At 65.9% G+C, this 18183-nt stretch carries 13 protein-coding genes; 11 read left to right on the forward strand and 2 right to left on the reverse strand.

Translation table 11 applies throughout. From position 1 onward, the window contains the following. Nucleotides 1-175: 175 nt before the first annotated feature. Nucleotides 176-1099, reverse strand: a complete 924-nt coding sequence (locus ACTOWK_RS20520; protein ID WP_441331945.1) for a segregation and condensation protein A — start codon at nucleotides 1097-1099, stop codon at nucleotides 176-178. Nucleotides 1100-1667: 568 nt separating this feature from the next. Here ACTOWK_RS20520 and ACTOWK_RS20525 point away from each other — a divergent pair. From ACTOWK_RS20525 to ACTOWK_RS20575, 11 genes are all read left to right on the forward strand, one after another. Then, the gene (locus ACTOWK_RS20525; protein WP_441331946.1) at nucleotides 1668-2243 is read left to right on the forward strand and encodes a hypothetical protein; all 576 of its coding nucleotides are present in this window, start codon (nucleotides 1668-1670) and stop codon (nucleotides 2241-2243) included. Nucleotides 2244-2306: 63 nt separating this feature from the next. Beyond that, nucleotides 2307-3659, forward strand: a complete 1353-nt coding sequence (locus ACTOWK_RS20530; protein ID WP_441331947.1) for an XVIPCD domain-containing protein — start codon at nucleotides 2307-2309, stop codon at nucleotides 3657-3659. 193 nt (nucleotides 3660-3852) lie between these two features. Next, the gene (locus ACTOWK_RS20535; protein ID WP_031370769.1) at nucleotides 3853-4152 is read left to right on the forward strand and encodes a YciI family protein; all 300 of its coding nucleotides are present in this window, start codon (nucleotides 3853-3855) and stop codon (nucleotides 4150-4152) included. Further along, on the forward strand, nucleotides 4152-4439 hold the full coding sequence (locus ACTOWK_RS20540) for a BolA family protein (RefSeq protein ID WP_441331948.1): 288 nt from the start codon (nucleotides 4152-4154) through the stop codon (nucleotides 4437-4439). Before ACTOWK_RS20535 ends, ACTOWK_RS20540 begins: the two co-directional genes overlap by 1 nt. A 169-nt stretch (nucleotides 4440-4608) precedes the next feature. Further along, nucleotides 4609-5649: a LacI family DNA-binding transcriptional regulator gene (locus ACTOWK_RS20545; protein WP_441331949.1), complete on the forward strand. Its 1041-nt coding sequence runs from the start codon at nucleotides 4609-4611 to the stop codon at nucleotides 5647-5649. Between the two features lie 103 nt (nucleotides 5650-5752). Beyond that, on the forward strand, nucleotides 5753-8803 hold the full coding sequence (locus ACTOWK_RS20550; protein ID WP_441331950.1) for a TonB-dependent receptor: 3051 nt from the start codon (nucleotides 5753-5755) through the stop codon (nucleotides 8801-8803). Between the two features lie 139 nt (nucleotides 8804-8942). Beyond that, nucleotides 8943-10616, forward strand: coding sequence for a glucoamylase family protein (locus tag ACTOWK_RS20555; protein ID WP_441331951.1), 1674 nt, complete (start codon nucleotides 8943-8945; stop codon nucleotides 10614-10616). 70 nt (nucleotides 10617-10686) lie between these two features. Next, on the forward strand, nucleotides 10687-12006 hold the full coding sequence (locus tag ACTOWK_RS20560) for a sugar ABC transporter substrate-binding protein (RefSeq protein ID WP_441331968.1): 1320 nt from the start codon (nucleotides 10687-10689) through the stop codon (nucleotides 12004-12006). Further along, on the forward strand, nucleotides 12003-12881 hold the full coding sequence (locus ACTOWK_RS20565; protein ID WP_441331952.1) for a carbohydrate ABC transporter permease: 879 nt from the start codon (nucleotides 12003-12005) through the stop codon (nucleotides 12879-12881). Before ACTOWK_RS20560 ends, ACTOWK_RS20565 begins: the two co-directional genes overlap by 4 nt. Before the next feature lie 11 nt (nucleotides 12882-12892). Next, on the forward strand, nucleotides 12893-13714 hold the full coding sequence (locus ACTOWK_RS20570) for a carbohydrate ABC transporter permease (protein WP_441331953.1): 822 nt from the start codon (nucleotides 12893-12895) through the stop codon (nucleotides 13712-13714). A 44-nt stretch (nucleotides 13715-13758) separates the two neighbouring features. Next, nucleotides 13759-16992, forward strand: coding sequence for a discoidin domain-containing protein (locus ACTOWK_RS20575; RefSeq protein WP_441331954.1), 3234 nt, complete (start codon nucleotides 13759-13761; stop codon nucleotides 16990-16992). A gap of 249 nt (nucleotides 16993-17241) precedes the next feature. On the opposite strand, the gene pgl is transcribed toward ACTOWK_RS20575, so the two are convergent. Further along, nucleotides 17242-17988, reverse strand: a complete 747-nt coding sequence (gene pgl / locus ACTOWK_RS20580; RefSeq protein ID WP_441331955.1) for a 6-phosphogluconolactonase — start codon at nucleotides 17986-17988, stop codon at nucleotides 17242-17244. Between the last annotated feature and the right edge of the window lie 195 nt (nucleotides 17989-18183).

Below are 18183 nucleotides of genomic sequence, written 5' to 3' on the forward strand. Positions count from 1 at the left end.
ACGGCCGCGGTCGCGGAAGCCGGAGGCTGAGGTGCAGGAACGTTCGAGCGATGCGGCCCCGGCCCCTGCCGGGATCGAGTCCGTCCCGATCAAGTCCGTCCCGATCAAGTCCGTCCTGATCAAATCCGCCCCAGCGAGGCGGAACGACGGCGACAGCCGAGTCACGAAAGCCAAGTCACGAAGCCCGGTCGTCGTTGGCGGCGTCGTCGAACTCGCTGCTGAGTTCGATCTCGTCGGGGTCCTTCATCAGCGCCAACGACTTGACGTAGATCGGCGCCGGCGGGCGGCCCTCTTCGGGCTGCTCCTGGAGGATCTCGATCAACTGTTCCTTGGCCAGGGTCAGCAGGCCCAGGAACGTTACCACTATGCCGAGCCGGCCTTCTTCGACCGTGAACAGCGATTCGAAACGATGGAACACGCCATCGGACATGCGGGTCAGCAGTTCGCCCATGCGCTGGCGGACGCTCAAGGCATCGCGCTTGATCGCGTGCTGGGTATACAACTCGGCACGCTTGAACACGTCGTGCAGGGCCAGCAGCATCTCGCGCAGGTCGACCGGCGGCGGCAGTTTGACCGAAGCCCGGTCCGGCACGTAAGCCTGCGCCGGGCTGGTGTCGCGGTCCTGGCGGGGCAGGGTGTCGATGTCCTCGGCCGCCTTCTTGAAACGCTCGTACTCCTGCAGACGGCGGACCAGCTCGGCGCGCGGGTCCTCTTCGATCCCTTCCTCGTTGGCCGAGCGCGGCAGCAGCATGCGCGACTTGATCTCGGCCAGAATCGCGGCCATCACCAGGTATTCGGCCGCCAGCTCGAAACGCATCTCGTGCATGGCCTGGATGTAGGTCACGTACTGGCGGGTGATCTCGGCGACCGGGATGTCGAGAATCTCCAGATTCTGACGGCGGATCAGGTACAGCAGCAGGTCGAGCGGGCCTTCGAACGCGTCCAGGATGACTTCGAGCGCGTCCGGCGGGATGTAGAGATCCTGCGGAATCTGCAGCACCGGCTGGCCGTGGACCATCGCCAGCGGCATTTCCTGCTGCTGAGGCGTCGTCGGGGCTGGGCTGGATTCGGTCGCGACGGGCGCGGGTTCGTTGCTCATTCGAAACCGGCCCCTCCGGGCCGTGGGCACTGCAGTTACGACGATGCTTGCGGCGCATGACCGCATCGAGAGCCGCGCCAGGTCGTGCAAGGACCGGGATCGAGCTTCCCTGCGGGTGCTACGGACCACTCTATAAAGGCGTGTGCTTTAGGCCCGAACGGCCCCGGCCTGCGCGTCACGACAAAGGGCGTGGCGGCTGAGACGAAGGGGGTTGCGGGCGTGAGCCGGTGGTCTGCAGCTGTGCACTGGCGTACTGGCGCACCGATGATGTGCGGGGAAGTACGGGTGCTGACGTGGCGACGGCGTGGATCCTGTCGCGACGGGCCGCTGCATCCGGCCTCGGGCAATTGACAGTTAGGGTAAGGGCTGGGGCGGGCAGTGTCCAGCGCCGGCATGAACGCCGGTCGGGCCGGGGCGCCTGCCGGTGGTCCAGGTCGAGCCCGGGCTGGGCCGCGGGCGGGACCGCGCCCGGGTTTGCCGATCGCCGCGGCCGCCTGTACGGGGCCTGTCGCCGGGCTGTACACCTAATTAGACTGGGCAGGCACAACTAACGGACTGGGGAATCGCAATGAACCAAGCAAGGACCGTCGCCGCCGCCCTGGTGTTGGCGCTGGCGGGCTGCAATGCGCCCGACGCCGGCAAGGCCGACCCGGCCGCACCGGCCGCGACCGCCACGCCGGCGCCGGCCGAGCCCACGCAGCCCGCGACCACTCCGGCACCCCCGGCCGCGGCGGTGCAACTGCCGACCGAGGCCTGCGTGAAGACCGAAGACGGCTTCGCCGCGTTCTTCGAGCAATTCGTCTACGAGGCGAACGTACGCTCGGCGTATTCCGCGCCGCAAATCGAGATCCGCGACCTCAAGGACCCGGGCAAGCTGCTGGAGTCGCAGACGCCGCAACAGGCCGGGCCGTTCAAGATCGCCCTGGTCGACAACCAGTGGTCCTACGACGAACCCGGCAAGCAGGCCGGCCAGCTCGACCGGGTCAAGATCGATCGGACCCTGAGCGGCGACCGCATGCGGGTCGACTTCGTCAAGGCCGAGTTCTCGCCCGACGAGGAAGTGGTCAAGACCCTCGGCAAACCGGAAGCGTATGTGTTCGAGTTCAAACAAGGGTGCTGGCAGCTGACCCAACAGCTGCGCTGAACCCCGGCCTCCCCCGCGAGCGGGGGCGGCCGTCCGGATAAACCATCGACAAGGAGAAGTACGATGCCCAAATATTCGATCGTCGAATCGGTCGGTCGCGACGTACAGCACGTCCACGACTACGAAGACCTCGAGCGCCACCACCCCAGCCGCGGCAACGAGCGCGGCCGCGTTTACGGCACCGTCAACGGCGAGCGCGAAGAGCTGCTAGGCAACTACGCCGGTACGCCGACCGTCTCGCGCGACGGCGACCATTACGTCTCCAAGGACTTCGTGCTGCAGGCCGGCGGCTCCAGCGCCGTGGCCGTGCCCGCGGTCGCCAACGGCTACATCGGCCGGGTCGACCCGCGCGACGGCATCGTCCAGATCTACGACCGTCCGGCCAACGACCCGAACCGCGAGATGATCGCGCAGTACCGGCACATGGACCTGCGCCACACCGAGCTGAAGGTCGGCGACCGGGTCGAGTACGGCCAGCCGCTCGGCATCCAGGGCGGTTTCAACAAAGGCGACCCGAACGCGTTCGGCAAGCACGTGCATGTCGACATCAACACCGGCTACCTGCCGCAGATGGAGCGTTACGTCCGCGACATCGACAGTGGGGCGATCAGCACCGATCGCCGCCCGCCGCATTCCGACAACCTGACCGGCCCGGCCCAGGTGAGCAATGTGTCCGGCAACGGCCGCGCCGTGCACACGCCGGGCGGACCGGGTTCGACCACTCAGGCCGCAGCGATGGCCGACGGCGTGCTGCGCAAGGACGAGCGCGGCCCCGAGGTCAAGGCGATGCAGGAGCAGTTGGCGAAGCTCGGCTACAAAGATGCGCAGGGCCATGCGATCGTCGCCGACGGCAAGTTCGGCCAGCACACCAAGGAAGCGGTCGAAGCCTTCCAGCGCGATCACCACCTCAAGGTCGACGGCATCGCCGGCGCGCGCACCCTGGAGGCCTTGAAGAAAGCCGAGCCGGCGCAGGCGCATGCCCACGATGCACAGCCGCACAGCCCTGCGCGTACCGCCGCCGACCCGGCGCGCGCGCCGTTGCTGTCGGATGCGACGCATCCGAACAATGCGATGTTCCGGCAGGCGGTCGACGGCCTGGAGAAGCTCGGCCCGCAGGCCGGCTTCAAGAACCGCCAGGAAGTCGAGAACGCCGCGGCCACGCTGACCTACGAGGCCCGCGTCAGCGGCCTGACCAAGATCGACCACGTCGCCCTCAACGCTAACGGCAATGGTTTGTTCGCGGTGCAGGGCGGTCTCAACGATCCGACCCACCACCGCGCTTACGCCGACAAAACGATCGCGGCGAACCAGCCGGTCGAGCAATCCAGCCAGCGCCTGCAGCAGGACGTGCCGCAAGCGCAGCAGCAGGGCCAGGAGCCGAAGCCGCAGCAACAGGCACGGCCGATGGTGGCGTGATTGCGGACGGCCCGCGTCTGTCGACGCGGGCCGCTACGCCGGCGCTGTTCGAAGGCGTTGGTCGAATGTGGTGTCCGGATAGATCGATGCGTTGTTCGAATACAGCCGGGCGGATGCGCGCAAGCCGGGCCCGGGCCTGCGAGAATAGGGCCTCGCGCGACGTGCGCGCCCCTCACGAGGTCGAAGTCCAGGCATGTGGTATCTGATCGAAGGTTATGACGTCGCCGATTCCTTGCCCGCGCGCGGCGCGGCGCGTCCCGCGCATCTGGCGCGTCTGACCGCCTTGCGCGACCAGGGCCGCTTGTTGCTGGCCGGGCCGTGCCCGGCGATCGACGCCGAAGACCCGGGCCCGGCCGGTTTCAGCGGCAGCCTGATCGTCGCCGAATTCGAATCGCTCGAGGCCGCACGCGCCTGGGCCGATGCCGATCCCTATGTCGATGCCGGCGTGTACGCGCGGGTCGAGGTGCGTCCGTTCCGCAAGGTGCTGCCGTAATGGCGTTGCCGCGCGAGCAACGCGTCGAAGCGATCCGCCACGCGATCGAGGCCGCGCTGGCGCCGACCGCGCTGGAAGTCGAAGACGAAAGCCATCGTCACGTCGGCCATGCCGGCGCTCAAGACGGACGCGGGCATTTCCGCGTCGCCGTGGTCAGCACCGTCTTCGTCGGCCTGAACCCGATCGCGCGGCATCGCGCGGTGTATGCCGCAGTCGGCGATCTGATGACCACCGATATCCATGCGCTCTCGATCAGCGCACGTACGCCCGACGAACGCGTCGGCTGAACACGTCGTATGAAGTGAGCGCCTAGGCGCTCACCGCATGTCGCGCTGCAACATGCGCGCCTGTGCCGGAAGCCGCTAAACGCTTTTCATAACAAGCGCTTTACACTTGTTCTTGAAAACGTTTACAGTCGGGCCACTTTCCAGCCGCGAGGGGCGGTCCAGGAACGTGATGAGCGTGACGATCAAAGATGTCGCCCGTGCGGCGCAAGTGTCGGTTGCGACGGTGTCGCGGACCTTGAACGGCCATGGCAACGTGGCCGAAGAGGTCCGGCGTCGCGTGCTCGCGGTCGCCCAGGACCTGCGCTACACGCCGCACGCCGCCGCGCGCAGCCTCAGCAGCCGGCGCACCCACACTCTGGGTGTGGTCCTGCCGGACCTGCACGGCGAATTCTTCTCGGAATTGGTGCGCGGCGTCGACCAGGTCGCGCGCGAGCATCGCCTGCATTTGTTGGTGTCGAGCTATCACGGCCGGCCGGAAGAGCAGGCCGCCGCCTTGCGCGCGATGCGCGGCCGCGTCGACGGTCTGCTGGTGATGTCGCCCTATGTCGCCGCGCAGGCGCCGATCGTCGACGAACTCGACGCAGCGATGCCGATCGTGCTGATCAACACCCAGAGCGCCGTGCCCGGCCTGTTGTCGCTGAGCGTCGACAATTACGGCGGCGCCCAGGCCATGGTCGAGCATCTCGTCGATTGCGGCCACCGCCGCATCGCCTTCATCGCCGGCCCGGAAGACAATTTCGATGCCCACGAGCGTCTGCGCGGTTACCGCGAAGCGCTCGCGCGGCGGTTGCCCGATGCGAGCGAATGGGTGCTGCCGGGCCAGTTCGACGAGGCCTCCGGCCATCGCGCCGGCCAGGCCTTGCTGGCCGCGCCACAGCGCCCCGATGCGGTGTTCGCGGCCAACGACATGATGGCGCTGGGCTGTTTGTTTTCGTTCGTGCAGGCGGGCCTCAAGGTGCCCGACGACATCGCGGTGGCGGGGTTCGACGACATCCCGCTTGCACGCTATGTCCACCCGACGCTCACGACCATGCGGGTCAATATCGCCGAGCTCGGTGCCCGGGCGGCGCGTCTGCTGTTGACGCAACTGGGCACCGAAGCCGCTGCGCAGGAGCAACAACCATCCATGGACGAGCCGCGGCAGACCCAACCGCTGCGGCCGGAGCTGATTGTGCGCGAGTCCGGAGTACGCCGAGGGGGCGGTGGCTGATCGCGTCGAAAAAAATTTGGACGAACGTGTAAGCGATTACAGAGCAGAGATTGCTCCACCGTTGCCACCTTGCAGTACGTGCTCCTTGGAGGGAGGAAAGCATATGAATCCACACCATTCGCGCTATTCGAACAGTAGCTCCAACCATTCCAGACCCAGCCGCACGCTGCTGGCCTGTGCGCTCGCCAGCTGCCTGGCGATGGCCGCGCCGATCGCCTTCGCCCAGGGCACGGCCGCGACCATCCGCGGCGTGGTCAGCGGCAACGCCGGCCCGGCCGCGAACGCCAGCGTCACTGCGACCAATCTCGCCAACGGTCTGACCCGCAAGGTCCAGACCGGCGCCGACGGCAACTACACCCTGGCCGGCCTGCCGCCGGGCACCTACCGCATCGACGTCAGCGCCGATGGCCAGAGCAATACCCGCAACGTCACCGTGGCCGTTGGCCAGGCCGCGACGCTCAACGTATCGACCGGCGGCGTGGCCGAAACTGCGCCGGTGGGCGAGGCGACCGACATCGACAAGGTGACCGTTACCGCTTCGGCAATGGCGGAAGTGCGCACCTCCGAAAACGCCACCTACATTTCGACCAAGCAAATCGAGTCGTTGCCTCAGGGCACGCGCAACTTCCTCGCATTCGCCGATACGGTGCCGGGCGTGCAGTTCGTGCAAGCGTCGAACGGCTCTACCTCGCTGCGAAGCGGCGCGCAAAGTTCCAACGGCATCAATGTCTATATCGACGGTGTCGGCCAGAAGAACTACGTCCTGCCGGGCGGCGTCGGAGGCCAGGACGATACCCGCGGCAATCCGTTCCCGCAGTCGGCGATCGGCGAATACAAGGTCATCACCTCGAACTACAAGGCCGAGTTCGACCAGCTCAGCAGCGCGGCGATCACCGCGGTGACCCGTTCGGGTACCAACGAATTCCACGGCGATTTCTTCTGGGACCACACCTCCGAAGCGTGGCGGTCGCCGACACCGGCCGAAGACAAGTCCGGCAAGAAGACCGACTCCAAGGAAGAGCAGTACGGTATTTCCTTCGGCGGCCCCATCATTCAGGACAAGATGCATTTCTTCGTCGCCTATGAAGCGAAGGAATACAACACGCCGTTCACCATCAAACCGGGCGAGGGCGTGACCGAGGCGCAACTGCCGGCGCAGTTCCGGCCGCTGATCGGCGGCGTCAACGCGCCATTCAAGGAAGATCTGTATTTCGCCAAGGTGGATCTGTCGGTCGGCGACAACCATTACTTCGAGTTGACCGGCAAGTATCGCGACGAAACCGAAATTACCGGTGTGGACGGCATCAGCACCGTTCCGTTCGGAACCGCCAAGGACAATAGCGATAAGCGCGCGGATCTGCGTTATCAGTACACCGGCGACGGTTGGATCAACGACGCTCACGTCACCTACGAGGACGGTAGTTATAACCCGCGTGCCAATGCATTCGGCAACGGTTACGTGCTGACTCGCGGCGATATCAACTCCACCGGCGACAAGCGTGTGCTCAACGCCGGTCCCGGCGAAAACTTCCAGGACAAGGCGCAGAAGGGTTATTCGTTCCAGGACGATCTGACCTTCACGGATCTGCAGTGGCACGGCAACCACACCGTTAAAATGGGTGTGAAGTACAAGGTCATCGACGTCAGCGCGACCGAACAGATTCCGTATAACCCGCAGTTCTTCTACGACATCGCCGGCGACCTCGCTTCCCCGTACCTGGTGCGATTCGGCGCGGGTCTGCCGGGGATTGCCGACGGCAGCGTCGAGTCGCGCAACAAACAGTTCGGCATCTACCTCCAGGACGACTGGGAGGTCAACGACAAACTGACCTTGAACCTCGGCGTGCGTTGGGATTACGAGACCAGCGACGCGTATACCGACTATCGCACTCCGGCCGACGTGCTGAGAGCGCTCGATAGCCAGGACCCGCGCGCGGCGGCCGGCCAGACCTATCGTCAAAGTCTCGCGCTCGGTGGCGTCGATCTGAACGACTACATCAGTAACGGGCGCGAACGCAGCAACTTCAAGGATGCGTTCCAGCCGCGTCTGGGCTTCTCCTACGATCTCAATGCCGACCAGCGGCATGTGATCTATGGTGGCGCCGGGCGCGCTTACGACCGCAATATCTTCAACAATCTGCAACTGGAAACCACCAAGGGCACGTTCCCGACGTATTCGTTCCGCTTCAATCAGCCGGGCCATGCCTGCGCACCAGGCGTCGGCGACTGTCTCGCCTTCAATCCGGGCCTGATGAGTCGCGAAGCTTTGGAAGCGCTAGTTGCTGCGAATCCGAACAACGGCCGAGAAGTGTTTCTGCTCAGCAACGATCTGAAAACGCCGTATTCGGATCAATTCAGCATCGGCATGCGCAACGCGATCACGATCGGCGAGACCGAATGGCAGACGGACGTCGGCATCTCGCGCATCGTCAGCAAGGACGGTTTCGCTTTCCTGCTCGGCAACCGCAAACCGGATGGCTCGTTCTACCCTGCGCCGGGCGCGATTTGGGGCGCGCCCTTCGGTGCGGGCATTCCGGGTTTCGGCCGTGCTTTGATCTTGGGCGTCAACGGCATCGAAACCCGTGCGAACTCGCTCTTGGTCAAGCTCGACAAGCCTTATACGCGCGAATCGGGTTGGGGCGTGACCATCGCCTACACCTTCACCGACGGCGAGGAGAATCGGGAAAACGGTGAGTCGTTCTCGTTGGATCATCCGAGCTTGGCCGGTTTCGGTTGGCACGATTCGAAGGGAGTGCCGCGTAACCGCCTTGTCGCCACGGGCATTTACGATGGCCCATGGGGTCTGACGTTCTCGGGCAAGCTGACCCTCGCCAGCCCGACCGCTTATTACTTCGTCAACTGTTCCAACTCGGGGCCGAACGACAACTTCTGCTTCACCGATCAGTTCAAGCCGGACGAGACCATCGGCTTCAAACAGCTCGATCTGGCGGTCAGCAAGGAGTTCGATACCGGCGCGGGCATCAAGTTCCGTATCCGCGGCGACGTGCTCAACGTTACCAATGCACGTAACTACAACCAGTTCGACACCTATGCAGGTCGATTGAACTCGCCGAACGCCAACTTCGGCGATCACCAGGACGGCATCATCCTGCCGACCCGCATGTTCAAGCTCTCGATGGGTTTCAGCTGGTAAAACCTGCAGTGCCGGCCGTCCACGGACGGCCGGCGCCGGGTTCTGCGGTCGCTGCGCGGCATGCGGGTTTGCGGCAACGAACTTTTCGTCATTGCATCGATCTAAATCTCCACACGAAGACACAGGGGTCTTTCGTTTCATGCACCACGTCAAGTCGACAACACGTGCGGTCTCCATCGCTGTCCTGGGCGCGCTGCTGCTCGTCTTGTCCGCCTGCAAGAAAACCGAGACCGGCTCGCAGACCCAGCCGATCGTGAGCGCCGAGCCGGTGGTGATCGAACCGCTCAAGCAGGAGCGGCTGGAGCTGCCGCCGCTGTTTCGCGACATCGAAAAACGCACCTTCCAGTTTTTCTGGGACACCACCAACGAACAGAACGGCCTGACCCCCGACCGGTATCCGTCGCGTCCGTTCGCCAGCATCGCCTCGGTCGGCTTCTCGCTGACCGCATACCCGATCGGCATCGAGAAGGGCTGGGTCAGTCGCACCCAGGCGGTCGACCGCACCTTGTTGACTCTGAAATTCCTGCGCGACTTGCCGAGCGGCCCGCAGGCTACCGGCAAGGGCAGTTACAAGGGCTTCTACTATCACTTCCTCGACATGCAGAAGGGCCAGCGCTACGACAGCTGGGTCGAGCTGTCGAGCGTGGATACCGGTCTGTTGATGATGGGCGTGTTGTTCACCCAGTCCTACTACGACCGCGATGAGCCGCGCGAGAAAGAGATCCGCGAGATCGCCGACACCTTGTACAAGCGGGTCGACTGGACCTGGTTGCAACAGAACAAGCCGCTGATCTCGATGGGCTGGTTTCCGGAGAGCGGTTTCATCAAGCACGACTGGGTCGGCTACAACGAGGCGATGCTGCTGTACGTGCTGGCCCTGGGCTCGCCCACGCATCCGGTCGGGCCCGAAGCCTGGACGGTGTGGACGCGTACCTACAACGATGTCTGGGGGGTGTACCAGGGCGAAGAGTTCCTCGCCTTCGGGCCCTTGTTCGGCCATCAGTACAGCCACGTCTGGATCGATTTCCGCGGCATCCAGGACGACTACATGCGCGAGCGCGGCATCGATTATTTCGAGAACAGCCGCCGCGCCGCCTATGCCCAGCGCGCCTACGCCATCGCCAACCCGATGAAGTGGGAAGACTACGGCCCGGAAGTATGGGGCCTGACCGCGAGCGACGGCCCGCAGCAGACCTTGCAGGAATACCGCGGCGAGCAGCGCCAGTTCCGCCATTACTCGGCGCGCGGCGCCGGCCTGCGCGAGAATTTCGACGACGGCACCATCGCGCCGACCGCGGCCATCGCCTCGCTGCCGTTCGCGCCGGAGATCGTGATCCCGACCACGGTGACCATGCACGAGCGCTACGGCGAGTACATCTATTCGAGTTACGGCTTCCTGGATTCGTTCAACCCGAGCTTCAAGTACGACATTCCGCTCAAGACCGGGCGCCTGGTGCCGGATCAGGGCTGGGTGTCCAGCGACTACATCGGCATCGACCAGGGGCCGATCCTGACCATGATCAGCAACTACCGCAACGAGTTCGTCTGGAACGTGATGAAGCGCAATCCCTACATCCGCGCCGGGCTCGAACGCGCAGGGTTCAAGGGCGGCTGGCTGGCCCCGGCCGATGCCAAGGGCGCCGATGCGAAGGGCAAGGACGGCGAGCCGGCGAAGGCCGCCGCCACGCCGGCCACGCCGGCGAAACCGGCCGGCACGATGGACCCGGCCACCGCGCGCGCGCTCGGCGAGGCCGAGTCGCGCGCCGGGCGCACCAATGCACCGTCCACGCAGACCCCGCCGAAGCCGGAATGAGCGCTTGAACCGCTCATCGACGACGCAGGCATCGCCCGCCCGAGCCCGCAGCGGCGGCTGGGGCAGGGCGCTGCGCGGCCTGGTCGTGTTGTGCGCACTGGTGCTGCTCGGCAGTTGCAGCCATCGCGACGACGGCCGCGAAGTGGTGCGGTTCTGGGCGATGGGTTTCGAAGGCGAAGTCGTCACCCAGTTGATTCCCGAATTCGAGCGCCGCAACCCGGGCATCCGCGTCGAAGTGCAGCAACTGCCGATCACCGCCGCGCACGAGAAGCTGCTGACCGCGTTCGCCGGCGATGCCTTGCCGGACGTGTGCGCGATCGGCAATACCTGGATTTCCGAGTTCGCCTTGCTCGACGCGCTGACGCCGCTCGACCCGCGCCTGGCGCAAACGCCGTCGGTGCAGGCGCGCGATTATTTTTCCGGCGCCTGGGACACCGGCGTGATCGACGGCCGCGCCTATGCGGTGCCGTGGTATGTGGAAACGCGCCTGCCGTTCTATCGCCAAGACCTGCTCAAGCAGGTCGGCATCGCGCGGCCGCCGGCGACCTGGGCGGAATGGAAGACGGCGATGGCGGCGATCAAGCGCGAGGTCGGCCCGGATCGTTACGCCGTGCTGTTTCCGCTCAACGAGCCCGAGCCGTTGCTCAACCTCGGCATCCAGTCGCCCGACCCGCTGCTGCGCGAGGACGGCCGCTACGGCAACTTCCGCAGCCCCGGCTTCAAGCGCGCACTGAGTTTCTATCGCGAGGTCTTCGACCAACGTTGGGCGCCGTTGGCGAGCAATACCCAGATCGCCAACGTCTGGAACGAATTCGGCCGCGGCTATTTCAGTTTCTACGTCAACGGCCCCTGGAACATCGCCGAGTTCAAGCGGCGCCTGCCGGCCGATCTGCAAGCGACCTGGATGACCATGCCATTGCCGGGCGAGCACGGCCCCGGCGCCTCGGTCGCCGGCGGCGCGAGCTTCGTCCTGTTCCGCAGTTCGCAACACCAGGATGCGGCCTGGAAGCTGATCGCCTATCTGTCCGAACCCGAGGTGCAGGTGCGTTTCCATGGCCTCAGCGGCAACCTGCCGCCGCGTCGCGCGGCCTGGGACGCACCGGTGCTGGCCAACGACGTCTATGCACGCGCGTTCCGCGATCAGCTTGAACGTGCGCGGCCGACGCCGAAGGTGCCGGAGTGGGAGCGTATCGCCATGGAGATCAAGCTGGTCGGCGAGCAGCTCGCCAACGGCCGCCTGAGCGTGGACGAAGCCGCCGCCGAACTGGACCGGCGCGCCGATCGCATTCTCGAGAAACGGCGCTGGATGCTCGATCGGCAGGCCGCGGCCAAGCCGAGCGGCCAGAGCGGCGCGGTGAAGTCCGCGAGCGCGGCCGGAGCGTCGCCATGAAGCCCGCCACCGCCGGCAGGGTGTTCGCCGCGCCCGCGCTGAGCGTGATCGGGCTGTTCTTCGGCCTGCCGGTGCTGGCCGCGTTGCTGCTGAGCCTGACCGACTTCGATATTTATTCATTGGCGCATATCGACAACCTGCGCTTCGTCGCTTTCGACAACTACCTCAATCTGCTGGGTAACCCGCTGTTCTGGAGTGCGCTCGGCAACACCTTGTACTTCGTCGTGGTCGGCGTGCCGTTGTCGATCGCGGTCTCGCTGGGTGCGGCCATGCTGCTGCATTCCAAGCTCGGTCTGTTCAAGCCGTTCTTTCGCACCGCGTTCTTCGCCCCGGTGGTGACCACGGTGGTGGCGGTGGCGGTGATCTGGCGTTATCTGTTCCACACCCGCTATGGCCTGGTGAACTGGGTGTTGTCGTGGGTCGGCATCGACCCGGTCGACTGGCTCGGCGACCCGCATTGGGCGATGCCGACGATCATCCTGTTCGCGGTATGGAAGAACTTCGGCTACAACATGATCATCTTCCTGGCCGGGTTGCAGGCGATTCCGGAAGACCTGTACGAGGCCGCGCGCATCGACGGTGCCAGCCCGGCGCGACAGTTCCGCTACATCACCTTGCCGATCCTGGGGCCGGTGCTGTTGATGGTCAGCATCCTGACCCTGGCCGGTTACTTCCAATTGTTCGCCGAGCCCTACGTCATCACCCAGGGCGGGCCGCTGCAGAGCACGGTCAGCGTGCTGTACCTGATGTACGAAGAAGGCTTCAAGTGGTGGAACCTCGGCAATGCCTCGGCGGTGGCCTTCCTGTTGTTCGTGCTGATGACGGCCGTGACCAGCGGCCTGATGTGGATCGCGCGCCGCAAGGGGGTCGAATGAACGACTCGGGCATGAGTCCGCGCCTGGCCAAGGCGATCGTCAACGGTCTGCTGATCGGCCTGGCGGTGTTGAGCCTGGCGCCGCTGCTGTGGATGTTCGCGGTGTCGCTGATGCAACCCGGCGAAGCCAGCGCGTTTCCGCCGCCGCTGTGGTCCTCGTCGCCGAGCCTGCACAACTACCATGAGTTGTTTTCGCGCATGGGCATGGGCCGTTACCTGTTCAACAGTTTCCTGGTCTCGACCCTGGTCACCGTGATCGCGGTGTTGCTCAACACCCTGGCCGGCTATGCCTTCGCCAAGCTCGCCTTTCCCGGGCGCGAACGGGTGTTCCGCCTGTTGCTCGCCGCGCTGGTGATCCCGGCGCAGGTCTCGATGATGCCGTTGTTCCTGATGCTCAAGCAGCTCGGCCTGATCAACAGCTATGCCGGCGCGGTGGTACCGGGCATGGCCGGCATCTTCGGCATCTTCCTGGTGCGCCAGTACGCGCGCTCGATTCCCGACGAGCTGCTGGAAGCGCCGCGCATCGACGGCGCCGGCGAGCTGAGGATCTTCTTCCAGATCGTATTGCCGGCCTTGCGGCCGATCCTGGTGACCTTGGCGATCTTCAGTTTCCTCGGCGCCTGGAACGATTTCATGTGGCCCCTGATCGTACTCAGCGACGAGAACCTGCAGACCCTGCCGGTCGCACTGGCATCGCTGTCGCGCGAGCACGTGCAGGACAACGAGATGATGATGGCCGGCTCGGTCGTGACCGTGGTGCCGGTGCTGCTGCTGTTCCTGGTGCTGCAGCGTTACTACCTGCAAGGCCTGCTGGTCGGCAGCGTCAAGGGTTAGAACCGTCCCGCCGCGCGCCTGCGCGGCGCCAAGAGGTGGAACGAATGTCGGAACCCAAGCAATCCGTCGCGCTGACTGCGCGCTCGCCTGTCGGCAAGACTGTCGCGCAGGCGTTCGCGCTGTGCCTCGCCCTGGTTTCGGCACCGTTGTTCGCCCAGGAAAAACCGCGTCTGCTCGACAGCTTCGAGTCCGCGGCGCCGTGGGCCGTGGTCGCGTCCAATCAAGTCAGCGCGAAGCTGCGGCCGGTGGCGGGCGCGAAGGGCCGGGGCCTGTGCCTGGATTACGATTTCAACGGCGTGTCCGGCTACGCCGGCTTGCAGCGTGAGCTGCCGCTGGAGTATCCGGACGACTATCGTTTCGCGTTCCAGTTGCGCGGCGATTCGCCGCACAACGATCTGCAGTTCAAGCTGGTCGACGCCAGCGGCGACAACGTCTGGTGGGTCAACAAGCCCAAGTACGCGTATCCCGAGCAATGGACGCCGGTGGTCTACAAGCAGCGTCACATCAGCCGCGCCTGGGGCCCTGCGCCCGATCCGACCCTGCGCAAGAGCGCCAAGCTCGAATTCACCGTCTACAACAGCGTCGGCGGCAAGGGCTCGGTCTGTTTCGACGAGCTGAGTTTTCAGGCCGTGCCGAAGGACCCCGGCGGTCCGCTGACCGGGACGGTCTCAGCCACGTCGAACGCCGAAGGCAGCCGCGCCGAATACGCGGCCGATGGCGACCCCGCCACCGCATGGCGCGCCGGTTTCGAGAAGGGTACGGCGCCGAACCTGACCCTCGACCTGGGCCGCGTGCGCGAATTCGGTGGTGCGATCCTGCAATGGGCACCGGACGAGCATGCCTCCCGCTATCGCATCGAGCTGTCCAAGGACGGCAAGCATTGGGACAAGCTGAGGTTGATCGAACGCGGCGACGGCGGCAGCGATTTCATCCCGCTGCCGGAGGCCGAGGCGCGTTATCTGCGGCTGCTGCTGGAGCAGGGGCCGGGGCCGGGTTTCGCCTTGGCCGAATTGAACGTGCAGCCGTTGGCGTTCGCCGCCACGCCGAACGATTTCATCAAGGAACTCGCCTTGCGTGCGCCGCGCGGCGACTACCCGCGCGGCTTCAGCGGCGAGCAGCCGTACTGGACCGTGCTCGGCACCGACGGCGGCACTTCGCACGGCCTGATCGGCGAAGACGGTGCGGTCGAAGCCTTCAAGGGCGGCTACAGCGTCGAGCCCTTGTTGTTGATGGACGACGGGGCATCGCTCGTCTCCGATCGAGGGGCGCTGAAAACCTGGGCCGACGTCGAGGTCGGCCAGAGCCTGCAGGACGGTTATCTGCCGATCCCGAGCGTGCGCTGGGACGCCGGCGATCTGCAGCTCGACGTCACTGCGTTCGCGCCGCTGCTCGAAGACCGCGACCTGAGCGTCGCCCGCTACCGGCTCAGCAATACCTCGAAGCAGCCGCGCAGCGCGACCCTGGCGTTGGCGATCCGGCCGTTCCAGGTCAATCCGCCGACCCAGTTCCTCAGCACCACCGGCGGCGTCAGCGGTATCCACCGCATCGAGATCGATGCGAAGGCGGGTACGGTGAAACTCGACAGCCGCCCCAGCGTGCGCTCGTTGACGCCGGTGGGTTCGGCCTTCGCCATGCCGTTCCAGGACGGCGATGTGGTTCGCCGTTTGCGCGCGTCGACGGCTCGCACGGGCGAGAGCGAGGCGTTCGACCTCAATGGGCTCGCTTCGGCGGCGCTGTTGTACCCGATGCGGCTGGCGCCGGGCGAAAGTCGCGAAGTGGCCTTGTATCTGCCGCAGGACGGGGCGGCTCCGCCGTCCGCCGACCCGGCGCAGGCCGCGCAGTGGCAACAGGCGACCGCGGCGCAATGGCGCGACAAACTCGACCGGGTCAAGTTGCGCGTGCCGGCGCAAGGCCAGCACGTCGTCGACACCTTGCGCACCGGCCTGGCGCATATGTTGATCAGCCGGGTCGGGCCGCGCCTGCAGCCCGGCACGCGATCGTACGCGCGCGCCTGGATCCGCGACGGCGCCATGATCGGCGAGGGCCTGCTGCGCATGGGGCGCGAGGACGTCGCCGAGGATTTCCTGCGCTGGTATGCGCCGTATCAGTTCGACAACGGCAAGGTGCCTTGTTGCGTCGACGACCGCGGCAGCGACCCGGTGCCGGAAAACGACAGCCACGGCGAGTTGATCTTCACCGTCGCCGAGGTCTATCGCTACACCCGCGACAAGGCCTTGCTCGAATCGATGTGGCCGCATGTCGAAAAAGCCGTGGCGTACATGGACGAGCTGCGCCTGAGCGAACGCACGCCGGCCAATCGTGCGCTCAATCCGGCGTTCTACGGAATGATGCCGGCTTCGATCAGCCACGAAGGCTATTCGGCCAAGCCGATGCATTCGTACTGGGATAATTTCTGGGCCTTGCGCGGCTACAAGGACGCGGTCGAGATCGCGCAATGGCTCGGCCGCGACATCGAGGCGGAAGCTTTTGCCGCATCGCGCGACCAGTTCCGCGGGGATCTTTATGCTTCGCTCGAAGCGGCGACCGGCGCGCACAAGATCGATTACCTGCCCGGTGCGGCCGAACTCGGCGATTTCGATGCCACTTCGACCACCATCGCGCTGGCGCCCGGCGGCGAACAGGGCTTGTTGCCCGAAGCGCTGTTGCACAACACCTTCGAGCGTTACTGGAAAGAGTTCGTCGATCGCCGCGACGGCCGCCGCGAATGGAAGGACTACACGCCGTACGAACTGCGCACGATCGGCAGCTTCGTGCGCCTGGGCTGGCGCGACCGCGCCCACGAGGCGCTGGAATTCTTCTTCAAGGATCAGCAACCGCGCGCCTGGAACCAGTGGGCGGAAGTGGTCTCGCGTACGCCGCGCAAACCCTTCTTCGTCGGCGACCTGCCGCACGCCTGGGTCGAGTCGGACTATGTGCGCTCGGCGCTGGATCTGTTCGCCTACACTCGCGATGTCGATCAGGCGTTGGTGATCGCGGCCGGCATTCCCGCCGGATGGCTGGTCGGCGAGGGCGTAAGCGTGGACGGCCTGCGCACGCCTTACGGTGCGCTGGGCTATCGCTTCAAGCGCGAAGGCCGGCAGGCGAAGCTGCAGGTCGCCGCCGGCATCGACATGCCGCCGGGCGGGTTGATCCTGTCTTGGCCGTTCGCCGGCGCACCCGGCAAGACCGTGGTCGATGGACAAGTGAAGGCGTGGCGGCAAGGCGAGCTGAAGATCGAGCGCGTGCCGGCGACGGTGAGTATGGCGATCGAGGAGTAGGAGCGGCGCGAGCCGCGACCGCGGGGTTTCATGTTGGCGGCGCGGCTAGATGCAAGCTCGCGGTCGCGACTTGGGTCGCTCCTACCCAGGAGCAAGGGCCGCCTTCAGTCGAGCAGGAGGTAAGGAGCAAGAGCAGCGTCCCATCGGGATTTCCTCTAGTCGCGAGTCGCGACCGCGAACCTGCGTCGAGTTGCGCGGCCAACATGAAACCCCGCGGTCGCGACTTGCGTCGCTCCTACCCTGAGAAGCTCAGGGGTACCAGTGCACTTCGAGCGGGGTCGCGCCATCCAGGCCGATCAGCACCGGCCAGCGCTGCACGTCGCCGCTGGCGAGCGCCTGTTGGAAAACCTCGCGCTTGGCCTTGCCCTGGATCAGCAGGAAGCGCGATTGCGCCTGGGCCAGGCCGCTCGGCGTCAGGCTGATGCGTTTGCTCCACTGGCGCGCGCCGGGGCTGCCGCTGGCATCGACCACGACATAGGCCAGGCGCGCGCTCAGGCTGCGCTGCAGATCCGCGGTGTCGGGAAACAGCGAGGCGGTGTGGCCGTCCTCGCCCATGCCGAGCACCACCGCAGTAGGCGGTTGCAGAGCATGGGCGTTGGCGAACGCGGCCGACTCCTGGATGCTGCGGCCGGGCCGGGTCAGCGCTTCGAAGCGCGCCGCGGCGGCGTTGTCGCGCAGAAGGTGCTGGCGGACCAGCCATGCGTTGCTGTCGGGGTCCTCGGGTTGCAACCAGCGCTCGTCGACCAGGGCGACGTCGACCCGGCTCCAATCGAGCGGAGCGCGGGCAAGGGCCCGGTACACCGGCGCCGGGGTGGTGCCGCCCGACAGCAGCAGGCGTGCGCGCGGCCGTCGCGACAGGTCGCGGCGCAGCTCGGCGGCGATCGTCACCGCGCAGGACCAGGTCCAGGTATCGACGCTGCGGTGTTCGTGCCACCGGTAGGGCACGGTGTCCGGTTCGGCGGGGTCGTGCGGAACGGGCGAGGGAGCGTCGAGCATGGCGACGATTCTGGCACGTCACACTTTAAGACGGCGTGCTCGGCGAGGCCGCTGGGCGACCGACGATGCAGACCGGGGTAGGGGCGGCGTAGCCAAGGGATTTCCCTGCGGCCGCAAGCCGCGAGCGTGGCCGCGCCGGTAGCTGCGCGGCGCGCTTGCAAGCCCGCGGTCGCGGCTTGCGCCGCTCCTACCCTG

Origin of the sequence: Lysobacter sp. CA196 (assembly GCF_052078695.1) — a bacterium.
Taxonomy (GTDB): domain Bacteria; phylum Pseudomonadota; class Gammaproteobacteria; order Xanthomonadales; family Xanthomonadaceae; genus Lysobacter.